Source organism: Pseudomonas vranovensis (assembly GCF_040438935.1).
Lineage (GTDB): Bacteria > Pseudomonadota > Gammaproteobacteria > Pseudomonadales > Pseudomonadaceae > Aquipseudomonas > Aquipseudomonas vranovensis.
Window position 1 is genome coordinate 4,618,763 of the sequence record NZ_CP159259.1, and the last position, 20,223, is coordinate 4,638,985.

Genomic DNA, 20,223 nt, shown 5'->3' on the forward strand with positions numbered 1-20,223 from the left:
ACGTTCACTTCTGGCAGCGCGGGCAGTAGACGCTGGCGCGCTGGCCCAGCTTGACCTCACGCAAAATGCTACCGCAGACCTTGCAAGGCTCCTCGCCCCGCCCGTACACGAACAGCTCCTGCTGGAAGTAGCCCGGCTGGCCGTCGCCGCCGATAAAGTCGCGCAAGGTGGTGCCGCCGCGCTCGATGGCGCAGGCCAGGATGCGTTTGATCTCGATCGCAAGCTTCAGGTAGCGCGCCCGCGAAATGCTCCCCGCCTCGCGGCGCGGGTCGATGCCGGCGGCGAACAACGCCTCCGTCGCGTAGATATTGCCCACCCCGACCACCACCGTGTTGTCCATGATGAACGGCTTGACCGCCATATGCTTGCCGCGCGACAGCTGGAACAGGCGCTCGCCATCGAACAGGTCGGTCAGCGGCTCCGGCCCCAGCCTGATCAGCAGCTCGTGATTGAGCGGGTCCAGGCTCCAGAGCATCGCACCGAACCGACGCGGGTCGGTGTAGCGCAGGGCCAGCCCCGACTCCAGCTCGATATCCACATGCTCGTGCTTGGCGGCCGGCAGGCCGATCTCGACCAGGCGCAGATTGCCGGACATGCCCAAGTGGCTGATGAGCGTGCCGACCTCGGCGTTCAGCAGCAGGTATTTGGCCCGCCGCTCCACCTTGACGAAACGCTGCCCGGACAAGCGGATGTCCAGGTCCTCAGGGATTGGCCAGCGCAAACGGCGGTCGCGCACAATCACCCGGCTGACCCGCTGGCCTTCCAGGTAAGGCGCGATCCCGCGCCGGGTCGTTTCGACTTCAGGTAGTTCCGGCATGAATCAGTGACCGCCCAGCTCGCGGATAGTCTGCTTGAGGTTCTCGAAGTCGTACTCCGACAACCCGATATAGTCGAGCACCAGCGGCCCGACGGTATTCCATTCGTGGTCCACGTGCTGATTGCCCAGCACCCGGTACGACGCGCAGATGTGCTCGGACATCTTCAGGATCGCCAGCAGGTTCTTGAGCTGGCTGTTGCGCGCTGAGTCATCGCTGAACACCGCCAGGGCGTTGTGGTGATTGGCGATGGCGTTGCTCAGGTGCTCTGGCAGGCGCCAGGACTTGGCAGTGTAGTAGCCGACCACGGCATGGTTGGTGTTGAACACATGGTTCTCGGTGTCGACCACCCGCTGGTTGGGGCCGGCGCTGGCATAGGCGTCTTCGAGCACGCTCATGTAGTCGGGGAAACGCTTGAGCATCAGCGGCACGCCGCAGTCGTGGAACAGGCCCAGGGCATAGGCTTCATCCACGGCCTGCGAGCCGATGCGCTTGGCCAGGGTCATGCAGGTCATGGCCACGTCCTGGGCGGTATCCCAGAAACGGTTGAGGGTGACGATGGTCTCGTCGCTCATCTCGCCCTTGATCGACTGGGCGTTGATCAGGTTGATGATCGAGCGGCTGCCCAGCAGGTTCACCGCGCGCTGGATCGAGGCGATCTTGTTGCTCAAACCGTAGTAGGGCGAATTGACCAGTTTGAGCAAAGCGCCGGACAGGCCAGGGTCCTGGGAGATCAGTTTGGCGATCACCTCCAAGTCGGGATCGGGCATGTATTGCTCGAACTGCAGGTCAACCATGATCTGCGGTTGCGGCGGCACGCTGATACCTTGCAGGGCTTGCTGGATCTGTTCGGCGGAAAGTTCCTGGGACATAGGTACACACTCGGGGCTGAGGCGCGATTCTAACCCGATCGCCTCGCCCGGTGGGCAAGCGAAAGGCGCGCGACGGCCTGCTATTTGTCGCCACAACGAATCTGTATGACGGGCATCGGGTTATAATCCCGCTCTTTTTTCCCGGAGCGACGTCATGTCCCTGCCCAGCCTTCGTCTCAAAGCCAATGCCGACCGCCGCCTGCGCGCCGGCCACCTGTGGGTCTACAGCAACGAAATCGACGTCGCCGCGACCCCGCTGCATGGCTTCAAGGCCGGTGACCAGGCGATCCTCGAAACCGCCGGCGGCAAGGCCCTGGGCATCGTCGCCATGAGCCCGAACAACCTGATCTGCGCACGCCTGCTGTCGCGCGACAGCAAGCTGGCCCTGGACAAGTCGCTGCTGGTACACCGCATCAACGTTGCCCTGTCGCTGCGCGAGCGACTGTTCGACAAGCCGTTCTACCGCCTGGTGTACGGCGACTCCGACCTGCTGCCGGGCCTGGTGGTCGACCGTTTCGGCGACATCCTGGTGGTGCAACTGGCCTCGGCCACCATGGAACAACACAAGGACGACGTGATCGCCGCCCTGGTCCAGGTGCTCAAGCCAACCGGCATCCTGTTCAAGAACGACTCGGCCGCCCGTGATGCCGAAGGCCTGAACCGCTACGTCGAAACCGTGTTCGGCCTGGTGCCGGAGTGGGTCGCCCTGGAAGAGAACGGCGTCAAGTTCGAAGCGCCGGTCATGGAAGGCCAGAAGACCGGCTGGTTCTATGACCACCGCATGAACCGCGCGCGCCTGGCACCGTACGTCAAGGGCAAGCGCGTGCTGGACCTGTTCAGCTACATCGGCGGCTGGGGCGTGCAGGCCGGTGCCTTTGGCGCCAGTGAAGTGTTCTGCGTCGATGCCTCCGGCTTTGCCCTCGATGGTGTCGAGCGCAACGCCGGGCTCAACGGCTTTGCCGAGAAGCTCACGTGCATCGAAGGCGATGTGTTCGAAGCCCTGAAAGAGCTCAAGGCCTCCGAAGAACGCTTCGACGTGATCGTTGCCGACCCGCCCGCCTTCATCAAGCGCAAGAAAGACCTGAAGAACGGTGAAGGCGCCTACCGCCGCCTGAACGAGCAGGCCATGCGCCTGCTGACCAAGGACGGCATCCTGGTCAGCGCATCGTGCTCGATGCACCTGCCCGAAGACGACCTGCAGAACATCCTCCTGACCAGCGCCCGTCACCTGGATCGCAACATCCAGCTGCTCGAACGCGGTGGCCAGGGCCCCGATCACCCGGTTCACCCGGCGATCCCGGAAACCCGCTACATCAAGAGCATTACCTGCCGCTTGCTGCCCAACAGCTAAGCATTCGCAGGGCAAACCCGCTCCTACCGGACAGGATCGGGTTTACCCTGCGCTCGACAACCGCGCCGAATAAAGCGGCCGACCATCCACAACGCCATTCCCAGAAGCCCCCAGCGGTGTAGAATCGGGCTATTCATCGCCAGTATCCCGGCGGGTTTATGAGCTCTGGCCGAGCGCACGGCGATCCCGCGGCGTCATCGGCTTCATCCGTACCAGCGGCCACCTGCCTTCGGTGCAAAGGACAAGAGAAGCTCACTTCCCCTTTTTGTTACCTGATTAGCCGCCAGGAGTGCTTCATGCCTGATTACCGCTCTAAAACGTCCACCCACGGTCGCAACATGGCCGGCGCACGCGCCCTGTGGCGCGCCACCGGGATGAAAGACGAAGATTTCAAGAAGCCGATCATCGCCATCGCCAACTCGTTCACCCAGTTCGTCCCGGGCCATGTACACCTGAAGGACCTGGGCCAGCTGGTTGCCCGCGAGATCGAACGCGCCGGTGGCGTGGCGAAGGAGTTCAACACCATCGCGGTCGATGACGGCATCGCCATGGGCCACGATGGCATGCTCTACTCGCTGCCAAGCCGCGAGATCATCGCCGACTCGGTCGAGTACATGGTCAACGCCCACTGCGCCGACGCCATTGTCTGCATCTCCAACTGCGACAAGATCACCCCCGGCATGCTGATGGCCGCCCTGCGCCTGAACATTCCGGTGATCTTCGTCTCCGGCGGCCCGATGGAAGCCGGCAAGACCAAGCTGGCCAGCCACGGCCTGGACCTGGTCGACGCCATGGTCATCGCCGCCGACTCCACTGCCAGCGACGAAAAAGTCGCCGAGTACGAGCGCAGTGCCTGCCCGACCTGTGGTTCGTGCTCCGGCATGTTCACCGCCAACTCGATGAACTGCCTGACCGAAGCCCTGGGCCTGGCCCTACCGGGCAACGGTTCGACCCTGGCCACCCACAGCGACCGCGAGCAGCTGTTCCTTCAGGCCGGCCGCACAATCGTCGAACTGTGCAAGCGCTTCTACGGCGAGAACGACCAGAGCGTGTTGCCGCGCAACATTGCCAACTTCAAGGCGTTCGAGAACGCCATGATGCTCGACATCGCCATGGGCGGCTCGACCAACACCATCCTGCACCTGCTGGCCGCGGCCCAGGAAGCCGAGATCGACTTCGACCTGCGCGATATCGATCGCCTGTCGCGCAAGGTGCCGCAGCTGTGCAAAGTCGCGCCGAACATCCAGAAGTACCACATGGAAGACGTCCACCGCGCTGGCGGCATCTTCAGCATCCTCGGCTCGCTGGCCCGTGGCGGCCTGCTGCACACCGACCTGCCGACCGTGCACAGCCCGAGCATGGAAGAAGCCATCGCCAAGTGGGACATCACCCAGACCGACGACGCAGCGGTGCACCACTTCTTCAAGGCAGGCCCGGCCGGTATCCCGACCCAGACCGCCTTCAGCCAGTCGACCCGCTGGGAAACGCTGGATGACGACCGTGAAAACGGCTGCATCCGCAGTGTCGAGCATGCCTACTCGCAAGAGGGCGGCCTGGCCGTGCTGTACGGCAACATCGCCCTGGACGGCTGCGTGGTGAAAACCGCCGGCGTCGATGAGTCGATCCATGTGTTCGAAGGCAACGCCAAGATCTTCGAAAGCCAGGACAGCGCCGTGCGCGGCATCCTCGCCGACGAAGTCAAGGCTGGCGACATCGTCATCATCCGCTACGAGGGTCCGAAAGGCGGCCCGGGCATGCAAGAGATGCTCTACCCGACGTCGTACCTCAAGTCCAAGGGCCTGGGCAAAGCCTGCGCCCTGCTCACCGACGGTCGCTTCTCTGGCGGCACCTCGGGCCTGTCCATCGGCCACGCTTCGCCAGAAGCCGCTGCCGGTGGCGCCATCGGCCTGGTGCAGGACGGCGACAAAGTGCTGATCGACATCCCCAACCGTTCGATCAACCTGTTGGTCAGCGACGAAGAGCTGGCGGCGCGCCGCGTCGAGCAGGACAAGAAAGGCTGGAAGCCGGTCGAGTCGCGCCCACGCAAAGTGACCACCGCGCTCAAGGCCTACGCCTTGCTGGCCACCAGCGCCGACAAGGGTGCGGTGCGCAACAAAGCGTTGCTCGATGGCCTGTAAACCATCCTGGCACTAAAAAACCGGCGCCTTGTGCGCCGGTTTTTTGTTCGAAGGCATGGTGGCGCCGATCCACTTGGGTAGCGCCCCTGTAGCCGCTGGCGACCGCCTGCGATCGACCGCACGGCGGTCGTGATTGTGTGCAAGACCGTTAGAAAAGCCTCAATACTTGGCACGCAGCGTAAACGTCAGGTTGCGCGGCTCACCATAGAAGTTCGACCCCCAGGCGCTGTCCACCCGCTCATAGTAGGTGCGGTCAAACAGGTTGTTGGCCGTCAGTGTCGCCGACAAGTGTTTGTTGAACGCATACCCCATCTGGGCCGTGGCAATGCTGTAGCCACCCTGCACGAAATCCACGTCACGCTTGTAATAAGTGGCACTCACCGCCCGTACTCCGCCCCCGACGCTGAAGTTCTTCAGCGGCCCACCGGCAAACTCGTAGCGCGTCCACAGGTTGAAGTTGTGCTTGGGGGTAATGGTCGTGCCCTGATTGGTGTCTTCGCCGCTCATCGACTTGAGCATGGTGAAGGCGTACCCGGTGGTGATACTCCAGTTGTCCGTGAGGTTGCCGCTGAGCTCGGTTTCCCAGCCCTGGCTGCGGATCTTGCCTTGCGGTTCGTTGTACTGCGCATTGTTCACCAGCTCGGCGCGGTTCTCGTCGTAGATACGGAACAGCGCCACGCTGCCATTGAGGCGACCTTCATAGAACTCGCGCTTGAGGCCCAGCTCATACTGCTTGCCCTTGCGCGGGTCGATGGTCTCGCCATCGGCGTCAACTTCGGTCTGTGGCTTGAACACGCTGGTGTAGCTGGCGTAGGCCGACAACTCCGGCGTCAGCTTGGCGACCAGCGCCGCATAAGGGATGACCTTGCGGTTGATGCTGGTGTCAGTGGTGGTGAAGTTATTGAAGAAGGCGTTGGCGTTGTGCGCCTCGCTCTCGAACCAGGTCACCCGGCTGCCGAGGATCACGTCCAGCCAATCGGTGGCGCTGATCTTGGTGCGGGCATAAAGGCCGTACTGGTGCGATTTCGACCAGTTGCCATTGTCCATCTCGAATTTCTGCTTGGGGATATTGATGCTGCCGGGGTCGAACACGTTGATGTCGAAGTACTCGCCGCCGCCGTAGGTGAAGTCCTTGTCCAGGTGCTGGTACTCGGCACCGGCGGTGAACTCGTGGGTGCGGCCGAAGGCTTCCACCGGAAGCGTGACGAAGCTGTCCACGCCCAGGGTCTTGATGTGGGTGTAGTAGGAGTAGGCCACCGCCGAACTCGCGCCGGTGTCGGGGTCCACGGCGCCATCGGCCCAGGTAAAGTTGCGTGTCGGGGTTTCGGCGTCGCGGTAGGTCAGCGAGGTCTTGAACTGGCCGCCGTTTTCCAAGGCATGGTCGACTTCAAAGAAGCTCTCCCACACATGCTCGTCCAGCTCGTTCCACTTGGCGTCGACAAAGGTCGAGCGCTTCACATCCAGCAACTTGCCGTCGGCATAGGCCGGCAGGCCGAATGCCGGGGTCGAATGGTTGTGCTGGTAGGCGCCACCCAGCGACAGGGTAGTGTCCGGGGTCACGTCGTATTCCAGCCGGCCGTAGACCATCGGCCGCTCGTTCTGGGCGTAGTCGACGAACGATTTGTTGTCTTCATAGGCGGTGACGAAGCGCCCGCGCAGGCTGCCATCGCTGTTGAGCGGGCCAGTGATGTCCACTGTCGAATGGTAGTGATCGTAGGAGCCCGCCGACAGCTCGCCGCTCAAGGCGAACTGACCCAGCGCACGCTTGCGCACCAGGTTGATGGTGCCGCCGGGTTCACCCGCACCCTGGTACAGGCCGGATGGCCCGCGCAACACTTCGACCCGGTCGAACATCGCCAGGTCGAAGCTGGTCATCAGGTCGCCCTGGCCGGTGGCCTGGGAAACACCGTCGACCTGCACCTGGTCGACGAGAAAACCGCGCATATAGACGTCGTTGAGGCTGGAGCCGGAGTTGTAGGTCTTGATGGTAGCCCCGGTGACCTGGCGCATGGCGTCCTGCAGGCTGTTCATGTTCTGGTCATCCAGGCGCTGGCGGGTGACCACCGAGACTGACTGCGGGATGTCCTTGAGCTTCTGCTCACCCTTGCCGATGGTCAGCGCGCCCGTGGTGTAGGAGTGCGAGCCCTCGGTGGTGGCGCCCAGTTGCTGGCCGGTGATGCTGGTAGCCCCCAACTGCAGGGCTTTGTCACCGCCCAGGCGTTTTTCCAGGGTGACACTGTCGCCATCAATGTAGGTCGCCGTCAGGCCGGTACCTGCCAGCAACCGGGCGAGCGCCTGGTCTTGTGCATAACTGCCGTTGAGCCCAGGCGAGTGCAGCCCTTGGGTCACCTCCGCGCCCACCAGCACCTGCACACGAGTGACTGCGCTGAAGGCCGCCAACGCTGCGTCCAGCGACTGCGCTGGAATCTCGAAGCGATAGACCTGAGCCTGCGCGGCGGGTGCGGCCAGTGCCGGCACAGTCTGCACACCGCAGCCCAGGGCAATGGCCAGGCTCAACAGGGTCGGCAGACCGGGCAGGCGCCGGGTGGCGGTGGTATTTTCCATCGGTTGTGCTCCCCCAAAAACGTCGAAGTCGTCGAATGGCGCGGCACTGTCTGAGAGTGCTTATTATTTGCGCCTACGAGTTCAAGGACGTCATGCCCGGGGAAAACCCTGAGAATTTTTTAATTTATTTCAACCTTCGCGCAGCACCCGCACGTACGGGGTGTACTGCTCGGCCCGCAGGCCCAGCGTGTGGGTCAAGGCCTTGAGCACGGCTTGCGGCTTGTCGATCTCGAACACCCCCGACACCTTGCGCTGGCGCAATGCATCGCCAAGCACCAGGGTCCGACCGGGCCAGTAGCGATTGAGTTCATCGACCACTTCGGCCAGCGGCTGCTGTCGGAACACCAGTTGGCGCTGGCGCCAGGCAAATTCGGCAGCACCGTCAAAACCATGCACCGTGCCTAGGCTCACGCCACTGTATTCAACCCCTCGTCCAGGCGCCAACAGCTCCGAGCGGGTGTTGTCGGCGCTGACCTGAACCTTGCCCTGCGCCACACGCACGCGGGTCAGGTCGCCCTGCCGGGCCACGCTGAAGCGGGTGCCCACCACCTTGACCCAGCCGTCGCCGGACCGAATCACAAACGGCCGAGCCGGATCAGGGCTGACATCGAACCAGGCTTCGCCGCGCAACAAGCGCACCCGCCGCTCGCCCTCGCCTAGCTCAACCTGCACGGCGGTATCAGTGTTGAGCTGCAGTTGCGAGCCATCGGCCAGGGCGACGGTCCGGGTTTCCCCGGTGGTAGTGGCATAGTCGGCGCGCCAGCGGTCCGGCCAGGGGCTATAGGCCAGCAGGCCCATCATCAGCAGCACTGCCGCCGCACTGGCCCAGACCCGAGCACGTGGCCGGCGCCAGCGCGCGCGCTGGGCCTGGCGGATCTGCCGGGCCGGTTCGCGCAATGCCCCCAGCAAGTTCAACACCTCGTCCCAGGCCTGCGCCTGGTCAGGGCCCTGGGCCAGCCAGGCGGCAAAGGCCTCGCGCTCAGTGGCGCTGAGGTCCTCGGCCTGCAGGCGGTAGTACCAACCACTGGCTTCAGCGAACAGGTCGTCGGCATCCGTGGCACAAGGGTCGGTCATCGGGGTATCCGTAGCTGCTGGTGGCCGGTTCATCGAGACGGCCCCGACGTATCGCTGAGCAGGCGCGCCTTGATAAAGGCCCGGCAGTCGATCAGCGCACGACGCAATTGGTATTCGACACTACGCGGAGAGATTTTCAGCCGTTCGCCGATTTCCCGGTAGGAGCATTCATCGACATGATAAAGCAGGAAGATATGCCGGGTCGCCTCGGGCAAGGACTCGATGGCCTGGTGCATCAAGGCTTGCTCCTGCTCCACCCACAGCTGCTCTTCAGCGCCGGGTGCATTGCAGGCCAGCGCTTCACTCGGCTCACCGCCGTCCAGGCGCTCGCGACGAATCACCTGGCGCTGATGGTCGCGCACCAGGTTGCTGGCAATGGTGAAGAGGAAGGCGGGCAGGTTGTCGATCTTCTTGTCGGCCGGCAGCCGCGCCAGGCGCAGGAAGGACTCCTGGGTCAGGTCAGCCGCCACCTGAGCGTTGCCAGTACGTCGCGCAACAAAGGCTTCCAGCGCTTTCTTGTGCTCGGCAAACAACCGGGCAATCTGCGTATTCCACGAAGACACGGTACTTCCTGGCGGAGGGTCTCAAAGTGAGCGCACGCTAGCAGAAGATGATATCAATTCGCAATTGATATCCATTTACCTGTAAGACTTGGCTTGTCTCGCGACCAGTTATTCCAAAAACATCTAAACAAATTCCATTTCGATATAAATTCGTTCGTTTTCATGCTGTTAGCATTTCCGTTCGCAATCGCACACAGAGGCGATGCCCCCGCTTTTTCTCTGGAGCTTCAATGAATCTGCCGCTGTCTCTCAATCTGCTGGCGTTCCTGGCGTTGCTGCTGGGCCTGGCGCAAACCCGTCATGGCAACTGGAGCCTGGCCAAAAAAGTCCTGGTCGGCCTGATCCTCGGTGTGCTTTTCGGCGGTGCCCTGCACGCCATCTACGGCGCTGGCAATCCGGTGCTCAAAGCCACCATCAGTTGGCTCGACCTGGTCGGCAACGGCTACGTGCAACTGCTGCAGATGATCGTCATGCCGCTGATCTTTGCCTCGATCCTCAGCGCCGTGGCCCGCCTGCACAACGCTTCGTCGCTGGGCAAGATCAGCTTCCTGACCATTGGCACCCTGCTGTTCACCACGGCCATTGCCGCGCTGATCGGTATCGGCCTGACCAACCTGTTCGGCCTGACCGCCGAGGGCCTGGTGGCCGGCACCGCCGAAACCGCTCGGATGCAGGCCATCCAGAGCGACTACGTAAGCAAGGTCGCCGACCTGAATATCCCGCAGTTGCTGCTGTCGTTCATCCCCAGCAACCCGGTGGGCGACCTGGCCCGGGCCAAGCCGACCTCGATCATCAGTGTGGTGATCTTTGCCGTGTTCCTTGGCCTTGCCGCCCTGCAACTGCTCAAGGATGACGCCGACAAGGGCAACCGCGCCCTGGCCGCGATCGACACCCTGCAGGCCTGGGTGATGCGCCTGGTACGCCTGGTGATGAAGCTCACCCCGTACGGCGTGCTGGCGTTGATGACCAAGGTCGTTGCCAGCTCCAACCTGGATGACATCCTCAAGCTCGGCAGTTTCGTGGTGGTGTCGTACATCGGCCTGGGCCTGATGTTCGTGGTGCATGGCGTGTTGCTGGCAATCAGCGGCGTCAACCCGCTGCGCTTCTTCCGCAAGGTCTGGCCGGTGCTGACATTCGCCTTCACCAGCCGCTCCAGCGCCGCCAGCATCCCGCTGAGCATCGAGGCGCAAACCCGCCGCCTGGGCATTCCGCAATCGATCGCAAGCTTCGCCGCCTCGTTTGGCGCGACGATCGGCCAGAACGGTTGCGCCGGCCTGTACCCGGCCATGCTGGCGGTGATGGTCGCCCCTGCCGTGGGCATCAACCCGTTGGACCCGCTGTGGATCGCCACCCTGGTGGCCATCGTGACCCTGAGTTCGGCCGGCGTTGCCGGTGTGGGTGGCGGTGCGACCTTTGCCGCGCTGATCGTGCTGCCAGCCATGGGCTTGCCGGTGGAACTGGTGGCCCTGCTGATTTCGGTCGAGCCGCTGATCGACATGGGCCGTACGGCGCTGAATGTGAACGGTTCGATGACGGCCGGTGCGATTACCAGCCAGATGCTGCAGCAGACCGACAAGACCCTGCTGGAGGCTCAGGAGCACGCGGAACTGACGCACTCCTGATGTGATCGCGGGGCACGTCTCGACGTGCCCCGCGATGCATCAAACCCTCTCCCACACCTCAAAATGGTAAGCCGGCTTCTCTCCTTCAGCCGGATGCTCCTGACTCGACGCCAACGTCCACTGCGCCGCATCAAACTCGGGAAACCACGCATCCCCTTCCGGGCTCAACTCGACCCGCGTCAGGTACAGACGGTCTGCAAGACCGCGTTCGATTGCCTGGGTATAAAGCTGCGCCCCGCCAATCAGCATCAGCTCATCGACACCCTGCGCCAGCGCCCACTGCTCAGCGCGCAGCATAGCCTCATCCAGCGACGCGAACACCTCGGCACCTTCGAGCTGCAACCCCGGCTGACGGCTGACCACCAGGTTCAGGCGCCCCGGCAGGGGCCGGCCAAGCGAGTCCCAGGTCTTGCGGCCCATGATGATCGGCTTGCCCAGGGTAGTAGCCTTGAAATACTTGAAATCCCCCGGCAGGTGCCAGGGCATGCTGTTGTCGATGCCGATCACGCGGTTCTCGGCGAGTGCCGCGATCAGGCTGAGGGGGAGTGATGTTTTCATGCCGGCGAGGATAGCAAAGCCCGTTCTTCGATGCCTGGGTTATGCTTTGGGATCAATTGCTCAATGGAAGACCGTGTGACTGCACTGACTGACCTGGACAAACGCTGGCTCACCGAAGCCGTGCGCCTGCGCGAAGAACATGCAGGCCCGCTGGAAGACCAGGAAGCCAATCGCCGCGCCCGCCAGCACGGCGGCGACCTGCCCACGCGTATCGAGCAGCGCGCCCTGTGGCTGGCCGAGCGCGATGGCATGCGCAGCGCCCTGCAACACTGGAAACAGGGCGCCCGCCTGGCGCTGGCACTGTTGCTGGTACTGGCGGTATTCAGCGGCGCAGGCCTGGCCCTCGCCGCGCTGGGCGACAGCCAGCGGCCGATCAATGTGTTCTGGGCCCTGGGCAGCCTGCTGGGCCTGAACCTGCTGTTGCTGCTGGGCTGGGCACTGGGCTTTTTCTTCGCCGGCGAACAGGTCGCGACCCTGGGGCGGCTGTGGATGTGGCTCAGCGAAAAGTTCGCCCGCGATGCCCAGGCCGCGCACCTGGCCCCCGCCCTGCTGGTGCTGCTGCAACGACAGAAACTCAACCGTTGGCTGCTCGGGCTGTTGGTGCATGGCCTGTGGCTGGTCGCCCTGGCCACGGCGCTGGTCATGCTGCTGATCCTGCTTGCCACCCGGCGCTACGGCTTTGTCTGGGAAACCACCATCCTCGGTGCCAACACCTTCGTCGGCCTGACCCAGGCCCTGGGCGCACTGCCTTCACTGCTGGGGTTCAACGTACCCGACGTCGATATGATCCGCGCCAGTGGCGACAGCCAGCCGGCCCTGGAACTGGCTCGCCAGGCCTGGGCAAGCTGGCTGCTCGGGGTATTGCTGCTGTACGGTATTGTCCCGCGCCTGGCCTTAGCTGCCCTGTGCCTGTGGCGCTGGCGCAGCGGGCGTGAGCGCTTGCAGCTGGACCTCAAACTGCCCGGCTACAGCCAGTTGCGCGAAGCCCTGATGCCCAGCAGCGAACGCCTGGGCGTCAATGATGCCGCGCCCGAAGCGCTGCCGCAGATTGTTCGCAGCGCGGGTGAAGCACACAGCGACGGCGCCCTGCTGGTGGGCCTGGAACTGGACGACCAGCGCCCCTGGCCACCGGCCTTGCCGAAATCGGTCAGCAACGCCGGCATCCTCGACAGCCGCGAGTCGCGCAACAAACTGCTCGAACAACTCAGCCGCTTTCCACCGGCGCGCCTGGCCATTGCCTGCGACCCGCGGCGCTCCCCTGATCGTGGCAGCCTGGCACTGCTCGCCGAGCTTGCGCGTAACGCCAGCGCCACGCGCATCTGGTTGTTGCAGGCATTGCCCGGCCAGGCACTGGACGCCGACCGCCTGGGCGACTGGCACCAGGCGCTGGAACAGCTTGGGCTGGAATACGCCGACAGCGCGCCCTTGAATTGGCTGGAGCATGGCCATGACTAAGCCTCTGAAGCTGGCCGTGGTCGGCCACACCAACGTCGGCAAAACTTCCCTGCTGCGCACCCTCACCCGCGATGTGGGCTTCGGCGAGGTCTCCCATCGCCCCAGCACCACCCGCCATGTCGAAGGCGCACGCCTGTCGGTGGACGGCGAGCCCCTGCTGGAGCTGTACGACACCCCCGGCCTGGAAGATGCCATCGCCCTGCTCGACTATCTGGAACGCCTGGAGCGGCCGGGTGAGCGCCTTGATGGCCCGGCCCGCCTGGAACGTTTTCTCCAGGGCAGCGAGGCGCGCCAGCGTTTCGAACAGGAAGCCAAGGTGCTGCGCCAGTTGCAGGCCAGCGACGCCGGCCTGTACGTGATCGATGCCCGTGAACCGGTACTGGCCAAATACCGGGATGAGCTGGAAGTGCTCGCCGGTTGCGGCAAACCACTGTTGCCGGTGCTCAACTTCGTCGCCAGCAGTGACCACCGCGAGCCGGACTGGCGGGAAGCCCTGGCACGCCTGGGCTTGCATGCCCTGGTACGTTTCGACAGCGTCGCCCCGCCGGAAGATGGCGAGCGACGCCTCTACGAGAGCCTGGCGCTGATGCTGGAAAAGTCTCGCCCGGCGTTACAACGGCTGATCGACGACCAGCAGGCACAACGCCTGGCCCGACAGCTCAGTGCCAAGCGTCTGGTGGCCGAACTGCTGCTCGATTGCGCCGCGTGCCGGCGCAGCGTGGTCACCGAACCTGGTGCAGAAGCGGCCGCCATCGACGCCTTGCGCAATGACATTCGCCAGCGTGAACAACGCTGCGTCGAGGCGTTGCTCAAGCTCTATGCATTTCGCAAGGACGACGCCAGCGCCAACGAGCTGCCCTTGCTCGACGGACGCTGGGGCGACGACCTGTTCAACCCCGAAACCCTCAAGCTCTTGGGCGTTCGCCTTGGCAGCGGTGTGGCCGCAGGTGCGGCGGCGGGTGCGGGCATCGACCTGCTGGTGGGTGGCATCACCCTCGGCGCGGCAGCACTGGCCGGTGCGATTGCCGGCGGTGCCCTGCAAACGGCGCGCAGCTATGGCTCACGGCTGCTTGGCAAGCTCAAGGGGCAGCGGGAACTGACGGTGGATGACAGCGTGCTGCGCCTGTTGGCCTTGCGTCAGCATCAGCTGATCCAGGCGCTGGACAGCCGCGGGCATGCGGCGGTGGAACGAATCAAATTGAGCGCGCCGCAGGAACAGAGCTGGCGCGAGGGCAAGTTGCCGGAAGCCTTGATCAAGGCACGGGCGCATCCGCAATGGTCGTCGCTTAATCCGGGGGCCAAGGTGAACCAGGTGGAACGTCAGGAGCAGATCGACGCATTGGTACTGGAGCTTTAGACGCTGCTGACTGGGTAGCCGCTGCCGCCAGGCTGCGATCGACTGCACAGCAGTCGCCTTGTAATTTCTGCGACCGCTTCGCGGCCGATCGCAGCCTGGCGGCAGCGGCTACAATGCCCCGCGAACACTCAATGCAAAAGCCCCAGGGCCTTCGTCTTGAGCACCTCCAGGTCAATCACCGGCACATTCATTTCCTTGGCCAGTTCATCCCACTCGCGCATCCGCAGGCTCACTGCGCACAGCGGATCGCGCTCGAAGGCATCGGCTTGTGCTTCGCTCATCACCCCGCCCTGGTATTCAAGTGTGCGCCGGCTGGCTTCGCTCAGCCGCTCGTAATAACCGGGCTTGCGCAGGGTGAGGTAACGCTTGGCCTCGACGTGGTACTGCACCAGGGTCGCCAGGCGCTCACTGAAGCCGCAGCGCCGCAAGTAGTTCGCGCCCACCTGTTCATGGCTGACCACTCCGTAGCCGCCCATGTCACCTTCGGCGCCACCACAGATATGGCCGATGTCGTGGAAGAATGCCGCCAGTACCACCTCATCATCAAAACCTTCATCCAGCGCCAGTTGGGCCGCCTGGGACATGTGCTCCAGCTGCGACACCGGCTCGCCGATGTAATCGTCATCGCCATGCCGCTGGTACAGGGCGAAGATTTCGCTGACAACCTGTTCGGCTGGTCTCATGGTCATCCCCTCATTCGGTTTTGTTCAGTAGTCGAGCGATATGTCGCTCGGCCAGGGCCGGGCCGACGCTCATGCCGACGCCGCTGTGCATCAGTGCCGCACTCACGCCCGGCGCTACCTGCATTAGCGAAAACGGCCCAGGGCCGCCAGAACCATAGACGCCCTGCCAGCGCTCGACCACCTCGATACGACCACCGAGGGTGTGTTCGGCCAGCTCGATCATCCAGTTGTCGACCTGCTCGGCATTGAAGGGTGACACATCGCTACCATAGGCATGGGAGTCGCCGATGATCAGCTCGCCATGGGGCGTGGGGCTGACCAGCAGGTGGATGCCGTGCTCTATCAGGTGCGGGCTATTGGTCTGCAATTGCGCCTTGAGTGCCTGGGCCTGTGGAAGGTCGGCGAAGGCGCCGTAATGGACGCAGCTCAGGCCAGTCAGCAGTGCGTGCTGCAGGTCCAGCCTGAAGCGCGGACGGGCGCGCAACATCTGCAGGCGACACACCCGGGGTTGCAGTGTGGCGATCGGTTCGGCGAGCAGGGTCTGGTAGTCGTGACCCGAGCAGACCACGATCTGGCGGGCGTTGAAATCGCCGGCGGTGGTCGAGACGCGACCAGGCTCGATGCCGCGCACCAGGGTCGAAAAATGGAACTGCACATCCAGTTCCGTTTGCAGGAAGCGGATCAGCGTCGGCAGGGCTTCACGCGAGTACAACTGCTGGTCGTCCAGGCCGCGCAATGCCGCGCGGTGGTGGCGGAACTGGCCGCCGTACAGGTCATTGAGGGCCGCACCCGACAGCAACTCGACCCTGTAGCCATGCTCCACGGCCCGCTCGGTGCAGAACGCTTCGAGCAGTTCCTGCTCAAGGGCGGTGCGGGCGAACAGCAGCGAGCCGTTGCTCTTTACGTCGAAGCCAGCCTGGCGCGACCAGTGCGCCCAGATACCTCGACTGGCCTTGGCCAGTTCGAGCATCTCGCCCGGTGGCTGGCCGGTGACTAGGGCCTGGCCGAAGTTGCGAACCGAGGCGCCAAGCGGGGTGGCGGTACGCTCGAACACCCGCACCTTGAGGCCACGGCGGGCAGCGGCATAGGCGTGGGACAGGCCGAGAATGCCAGCGCCGACGATGAGTAGATCGGTCATGGTAAATCCTTTTGAAATGATCGCGGGGCAAGCCCGCTCCTACCGTAGGAGCGGGTTTGCCCCGCGTTTCGAACTTACTGCTGGGCCACCTTCTCCGATTTGCCGTCATAGCGCTTGCGCCATTCGGCCAGGATGGTGTCGCGGTTCTGCGAAGCCCAGGCGAAGTCGTTCTTGATCAGGCGCTGCTCGTAGTCGGCCGGCAGTTCGGTCTGCGGCTTGGCAATACCTGGCTGGGCAAGTACAGCGAAGTTTTCCTTGTACAGCTCCATCGCCGCCGGGCTCGCCGAGAAGTCCGCCAGGCGCTTGGCGGCAGCTTCATGCTTGCTGCCCTTGAGCACGGCGGTGGCTTCGATTTCCCAGCCCAGGCCTTCCTTCGGCAGGACGATGTCCAGCGGCGCGCCCTGGCGCTTGAGCTGCACGGCCGGGTACTCGAACGAGATACCGATCGGGAACTCACCGGCGGCCGCCAGCTTGCACGGCTTGGAGCCGGAGTGAACGTACTGGCCGATGTTCTGGTGCAGGTCGTCCATGTACTGCCAGCCCTGTTTCTCACCGAAGGTCTGCAACCAGGCGCTGACATCCAGGAAGCCGGTGCCGGAGGACGCCGGGTTCGGCATGACGATCTTGCCCTTGTACTCAGGCTTGGTCAGGTCTTGCCAGCTCACCGGCTTGGTCAGGCCCTGCTTTTCGGCTTCGATGGTGTTGAAGCAAATGGTGGCAGCCCAGACGTCCATGCCGACCCAGGCTGGTGGGTTGGCGGCATCGCGGTAGTTGCCGCCGATCTTGTCGAGGTCTTTCGGTGCGTAGCTTTGCAGCATGCCCTGCTGGTCGAGGATCGCCAGGCTGGAGGCGGCCAGGCCCCATACGGCATCGGCCTGCGGACGGTCTTTCTCTGCCAGCAGCTTGGCGGTGATGATGCCGGTGGAATCACGCACCCACTTGATTTCGATATCCGGGTTGGCCTTTTCGAAGGCCTGCTTGTAGCTCTTGAGCTGTTCGGCTTCGAGCGCGGTGTAGACCGTCAGCTGGGTATCGGCGGCAGTGGCCTGCAGGCTGAACGCAGTGAGGACGGCAGCGGCAAGAGCAAGTGGCTTGAACATGATGCGGTTCCTTTGAACGGTACAGGGTTGGGTAAGGCAATCAGTTGCCCGGCGCGCGCTGGCGCCAGGCTTGGGAGCGTTGCAACAGGCCGCGCGAGGCCCAGGCCAGGAGCAGCGAAACGGTGGCACTGGTGAGCAGGATCAGGGTCGACATGGCCGCCGCGCCGCCGACGTTGCCGGCATCGTCCATGTTCAACACGGCGACGGCGGCGAGGATGGTGTCGGGGCTGTAGAGGAAGATCGCCGCCGAGACCGTGGTCATCGCCGAGACGAACAGGTAGCGGACGATGTCCAGCAGCGCCGGCAGGCAGATCGGTACGGTGACCCGCAGGAAGTGTCGGTACAGCGGTGCCTTGAGTGACAGCGCGGCGGCCTCGAATTCGCCGTCGAGCTGGCGCAGGGCGGTGGTCGCAGTCATGTTTGCGGTGGTCAGGTAGTGGGCGATGGTGCACACCACCAGCAGCGCCATGCTGCCGTAGAACACATGCAGGGGGTTGCTGGTCAGGTTGAAGAAAAACACATAGCCCAGGCCCAACACCAAGCCCGGTACCGCCATCGGCACGAAGCTGAGCAGTCGCAGCACCAGGTTCAGCGAGCGCTGGCCCTTGGTCTTTTCCATCAGGTAGGCGCCGGTGAAAATCACTGCACTGCCGATCAGCGCCGCGCACAGGGCCATGGTCAGGCTGTTCTGGTAGGCCAGCCAGCCACCGCCGGCGGTTTCGTCAAACTGGTAGTGCTTGAGCGACAACGTCATGTTGTAGGGCCAGAAGGTGACCAGCGACGAGTACACCGCCATGCCCACTACCAGCAGCAATACCGCGCAGACCATCACCACCACCGCCAGGAACCAGGCATCGCGACGACGCGACGGCTGCGGCTGGAACACCTGGGCACGGCCACTCATCGAGTCGCCCTGGCGGCGGCGCAGCCAGGCATCGACAGTGAAGCTCAGCAGCGCCGGCACCAGCAGGACCATGCCGATCAGGGCACCGCGACCGAACTGCTGCTGGCCGACCACCGCCTTGTAGGCTTCCAGCGCCAGCACCTGATAGTCGCCGCCCACGACAACCGGCACGCCGAAGTCGGTGATGGTCAGGGTGAACACCAGGCAGAAGGCGGCGAACACGGCCTGGCGAGTGGCCGGCCAAGTGATGCTGCGAAAGGCACGCCAAGGGCCCGCGCCCATGCTCGATGCGGCATCGAACAGACGCGCGTCGGCCAGCGACAGCGCCGAGAGCAGGATCATCAAGGCATGGGGAAAGGTGTAGATGGCTTCGCCCAGGACAATGCCCCAGAAGCCGTAGATATTGTCGCTGAGCAGGCTGCGCAGCAGCCCCTGGTTGCCGAACAGGTACACCAGGGCAATGGCCGGCAGCATCGACGGTGCCAGCAGCGGCAGCAGCGAGATACCCCGCCAGATACGCTTGCCGGGGATCAGCGTGCGCTGCAGCGCATAGGCGAACAGATAGGCCAGCGGCACGACGATGGCCGCGACGCTGAGCGACACCTTCAGGCTGTTGCCCAGCAACCAGTGGAAGTTGGCGCTGGCAAACAGTTCACGCGCGGCCACCAGGCCACCGCCCTGCCCGGCATCGCTGCTGAAACCGCGCCAGAAGATCGCCATCAACGGCATCAGCACGGCAACGGTGAGCAACAGCAGCAGCAACCACTTGCCGCCGACCACGAACAGTCGATCACCCAGAGAGGCGCCGGAGCGCTGTACTGCCTTCGCGTGCGCGATCAGCATGGTCATTGGCGCGGCCATCTCAGGCAAACACCTGCAGGCTGCGCGGTGGCAGGGCTACCCAGATGTCCTGGGAACCCAGGCGCGGCATCGATTCGGGTGCCACTTCAGCCAGCAAGGCATGGCCGGGCAGCTCATTGAATTCAAAGCTCATGCGGCAGCGGTTGCCGAGGAAGGTGATCTCGCGCACTCGCGCCGGGAACAGGTTTTCTTCATGCACCGGCGGGTTGACGCTGATCGCCTCGGGGCGGCAGAACAAACGACCGCTGCGAGCCTGGCCGGCACCGTCGGCCAGGCGCATGTTCAAGGCGCCGACCTGGGCGTGGCTGTCGCTGTGGCGCTGGAACGGCAGCCAGTTGCCCTGGCCGACGAACTCGGCCACGAACGGTGTGGCCGGCTTGTCGTAGATGTCCTGGGGCGTGGCGTACTGCTCGACCTGGCCATTGTTCATCACGGCAATGCGGTCGGCCATGAGCATGGCTTCGTCCTGGTTGTGGGTCACCATCAAGGTGGTGATACCGAGCTGGCGCTGCAGCTGGCGCAACTCGGTACACAGGTGCTCGCGAACTCGCGCATCGAGGGCCGACATCGGCTCGTCGAGCAGCAGCAGCGACGGCGCCGGTGCCAGGGCGCGGGCCAGGGCCACACGCTGTTGCTGGCCACCGGAAAGCTGGCCGGGGTACTTTTTCTCGCTGCCCGACAGGCCCACCAGTTCCAGCATCTGCGCCACGCGCTGGCGAACTTCGTCACGCCCGCTGCCGGCCAGACCGTAAGCGATATTGGCCTCGACAGTCAGGTTGGGGAACAGCGCATACGACTGGAACAGAATGCCGTAGTCACGGGCCTGGGGCGGCAGGTCGGAGATGTCGCGATCGCCGATGTACAGGGTGCCACGGTCTTGGCGTTCAAGGCCGGCGATGCAGCGCAGTAGTGTGGTCTTGCCACAGCCGGACGGGCCGAGCAGGCACACCAGTTCACCAGCGGCGATGTCGAGGGAGACATCCTGCAGGGCGGTAAAGGCGCCGAAGCGCTTGTGGATACCGCGCACTTTCATTTGTGCGCCTGGGTTTGCGACCGGAGTGTTCATGGCAGGACCTCATCGAACGAATGAGGGCCATGCTAGGGGCCGATTGCGAAGGTTCTGTGGCTGGGAAGCAAAAGCTGCCGATACTGGTATAGGCAGATTTG

The 20,223-nt window shown here is 63.9% G+C and carries 16 protein-coding genes; 5 read left to right on the plus strand and 11 right to left on the minus strand.

Features of this window, described 5'->3' with window-relative positions; translation table 11 throughout:
- Positions 1-4: 4 nt before the first annotated feature.
- Together mutM and ABVN19_RS21445 are read right to left on the minus strand one after the other, a co-directional pair.
- Entirely contained in the window at positions 5-817 is an 813-nt protein-coding gene (gene mutM / locus ABVN19_RS21440) for a bifunctional DNA-formamidopyrimidine glycosylase/DNA-(apurinic or apyrimidinic site) lyase (RefSeq protein ID WP_105641862.1), read from the minus strand.
- A gap of 3 nt (positions 818-820) precedes the next feature.
- Positions 821-1,633, minus strand: coding sequence for an HDOD domain-containing protein (locus ABVN19_RS21445; protein ID WP_177431054.1), 813 nt, complete (start codon positions 1,631-1,633; stop codon positions 821-823).
- Between the two features lie 208 nt (positions 1,634-1,841).
- Here ABVN19_RS21445 and ABVN19_RS21450 point away from each other — a divergent pair, with 208 nt between their 5' ends.
- Together ABVN19_RS21450 and ilvD are read left to right on the plus strand one after the other, a co-directional pair.
- Positions 1,842-3,038, plus strand: a complete 1,197-nt coding sequence (locus ABVN19_RS21450) for a class I SAM-dependent rRNA methyltransferase (protein WP_028943884.1) — start codon at positions 1,842-1,844, stop codon at positions 3,036-3,038.
- Positions 3,039-3,334: 296 nt separating this feature from the next.
- Positions 3,335-5,176, plus strand: coding sequence for a dihydroxy-acid dehydratase (ilvD, locus tag ABVN19_RS21455; RefSeq protein ID WP_028943883.1), 1,842 nt, complete (start codon positions 3,335-3,337; stop codon positions 5,174-5,176).
- 159 nt (positions 5,177-5,335) lie between these two features.
- Here the strand turns inward: ilvD and ABVN19_RS21460 are convergent, their stop codons facing one another.
- The 3 genes from ABVN19_RS21460 to ABVN19_RS21470 form a co-directional block, all read right to left on the minus strand.
- A complete protein-coding gene (locus tag ABVN19_RS21460) occupies positions 5,336-7,741 on the minus strand; it encodes a TonB-dependent receptor (protein WP_105641860.1) in 2,406 nt (801 codons plus the stop codon).
- A gap of 129 nt (positions 7,742-7,870) precedes the next feature.
- The gene (locus ABVN19_RS21465; RefSeq protein WP_028943881.1) at positions 7,871-8,815 is read right to left on the minus strand and encodes a FecR family protein; all 945 of its coding nucleotides are present in this window, start codon (positions 8,813-8,815) and stop codon (positions 7,871-7,873) included.
- 29 nt (positions 8,816-8,844) lie between these two features.
- Positions 8,845-9,378 (minus strand): sigma-70 family RNA polymerase sigma factor, encoded by a 534-nt coding sequence (locus ABVN19_RS21470; protein ID WP_028943880.1) that lies wholly within the window; start codon positions 9,376-9,378, stop codon positions 8,845-8,847.
- 230 nt (positions 9,379-9,608) lie between these two features.
- Between ABVN19_RS21470 and ABVN19_RS21475 the strand changes: the two genes are divergently transcribed.
- A complete protein-coding gene (locus ABVN19_RS21475) occupies positions 9,609-11,000 on the plus strand; it encodes an L-cystine transporter (RefSeq protein ID WP_028943879.1) in 1,392 nt (463 codons plus the stop codon).
- Positions 11,001-11,039: 39 nt separating this feature from the next.
- Here the strand turns inward: ABVN19_RS21475 and ABVN19_RS21480 are convergent, their stop codons facing one another.
- On the minus strand, positions 11,040-11,558 hold the full coding sequence (locus tag ABVN19_RS21480; protein ID WP_028943878.1) for a dihydrofolate reductase: 519 nt from the start codon (positions 11,556-11,558) through the stop codon (positions 11,040-11,042).
- Between the two features lie 63 nt (positions 11,559-11,621).
- On the opposite strand from ABVN19_RS21480, the gene ABVN19_RS21485 reads away from it, so the two are divergent.
- Together ABVN19_RS21485 and ABVN19_RS21490 are read left to right on the plus strand one after the other, a co-directional pair.
- Positions 11,622-13,013, plus strand: a complete 1,392-nt coding sequence (locus tag ABVN19_RS21485; RefSeq protein WP_036989809.1) for a DUF2868 domain-containing protein — start codon at positions 11,622-11,624, stop codon at positions 13,011-13,013.
- Positions 13,006-14,370 (plus strand): GTPase/DUF3482 domain-containing protein, encoded by a 1,365-nt coding sequence (locus tag ABVN19_RS21490; protein WP_105641859.1) that lies wholly within the window; start codon positions 13,006-13,008, stop codon positions 14,368-14,370. The genes ABVN19_RS21485 and ABVN19_RS21490 overlap by 8 nt, the downstream gene beginning before the upstream one ends.
- 128 nt (positions 14,371-14,498) lie before the next feature.
- Here ABVN19_RS21490 and ABVN19_RS21495 read toward each other — a convergent pair whose 3' ends face one another.
- The 5 genes from ABVN19_RS21495 to ABVN19_RS21515 all read right to left on the minus strand — a co-directional run bounded on the left by ABVN19_RS21495 (position 14,499) and on the right by ABVN19_RS21515 (position 20,122).
- Positions 14,499-15,053: a phosphonate degradation HD-domain oxygenase gene (locus tag ABVN19_RS21495; protein ID WP_028943875.1), complete on the minus strand. Its 555-nt coding sequence runs from the start codon at positions 15,051-15,053 to the stop codon at positions 14,499-14,501.
- Positions 15,054-15,063: 10 nt separating this feature from the next.
- Complete coding sequence (locus tag ABVN19_RS21500) at positions 15,064-16,191, minus strand: TIGR03364 family FAD-dependent oxidoreductase (protein ID WP_105641858.1); 1,128 nt, start codon at positions 16,189-16,191, stop codon at positions 15,064-15,066.
- Positions 16,192-16,265: 74 nt separating this feature from the next.
- Positions 16,266-17,291: a putative 2-aminoethylphosphonate ABC transporter substrate-binding protein gene (locus tag ABVN19_RS21505; RefSeq protein WP_028943873.1), complete on the minus strand. Its 1,026-nt coding sequence runs from the start codon at positions 17,289-17,291 to the stop codon at positions 16,266-16,268.
- Positions 17,292-17,331: 40 nt separating this feature from the next.
- Positions 17,332-19,056 (minus strand): putative 2-aminoethylphosphonate ABC transporter permease subunit, encoded by a 1,725-nt coding sequence (locus ABVN19_RS21510; RefSeq protein ID WP_105641857.1) that lies wholly within the window; start codon positions 19,054-19,056, stop codon positions 17,332-17,334.
- A 1-nt stretch (position 19,057) separates the two neighbouring features.
- The gene (locus tag ABVN19_RS21515; RefSeq protein ID WP_028943871.1) at positions 19,058-20,122 is read right to left on the minus strand and encodes a putative 2-aminoethylphosphonate ABC transporter ATP-binding protein; all 1,065 of its coding nucleotides are present in this window, start codon (positions 20,120-20,122) and stop codon (positions 19,058-19,060) included.
- Between the last annotated feature and the right edge of the window lie 101 nt (positions 20,123-20,223).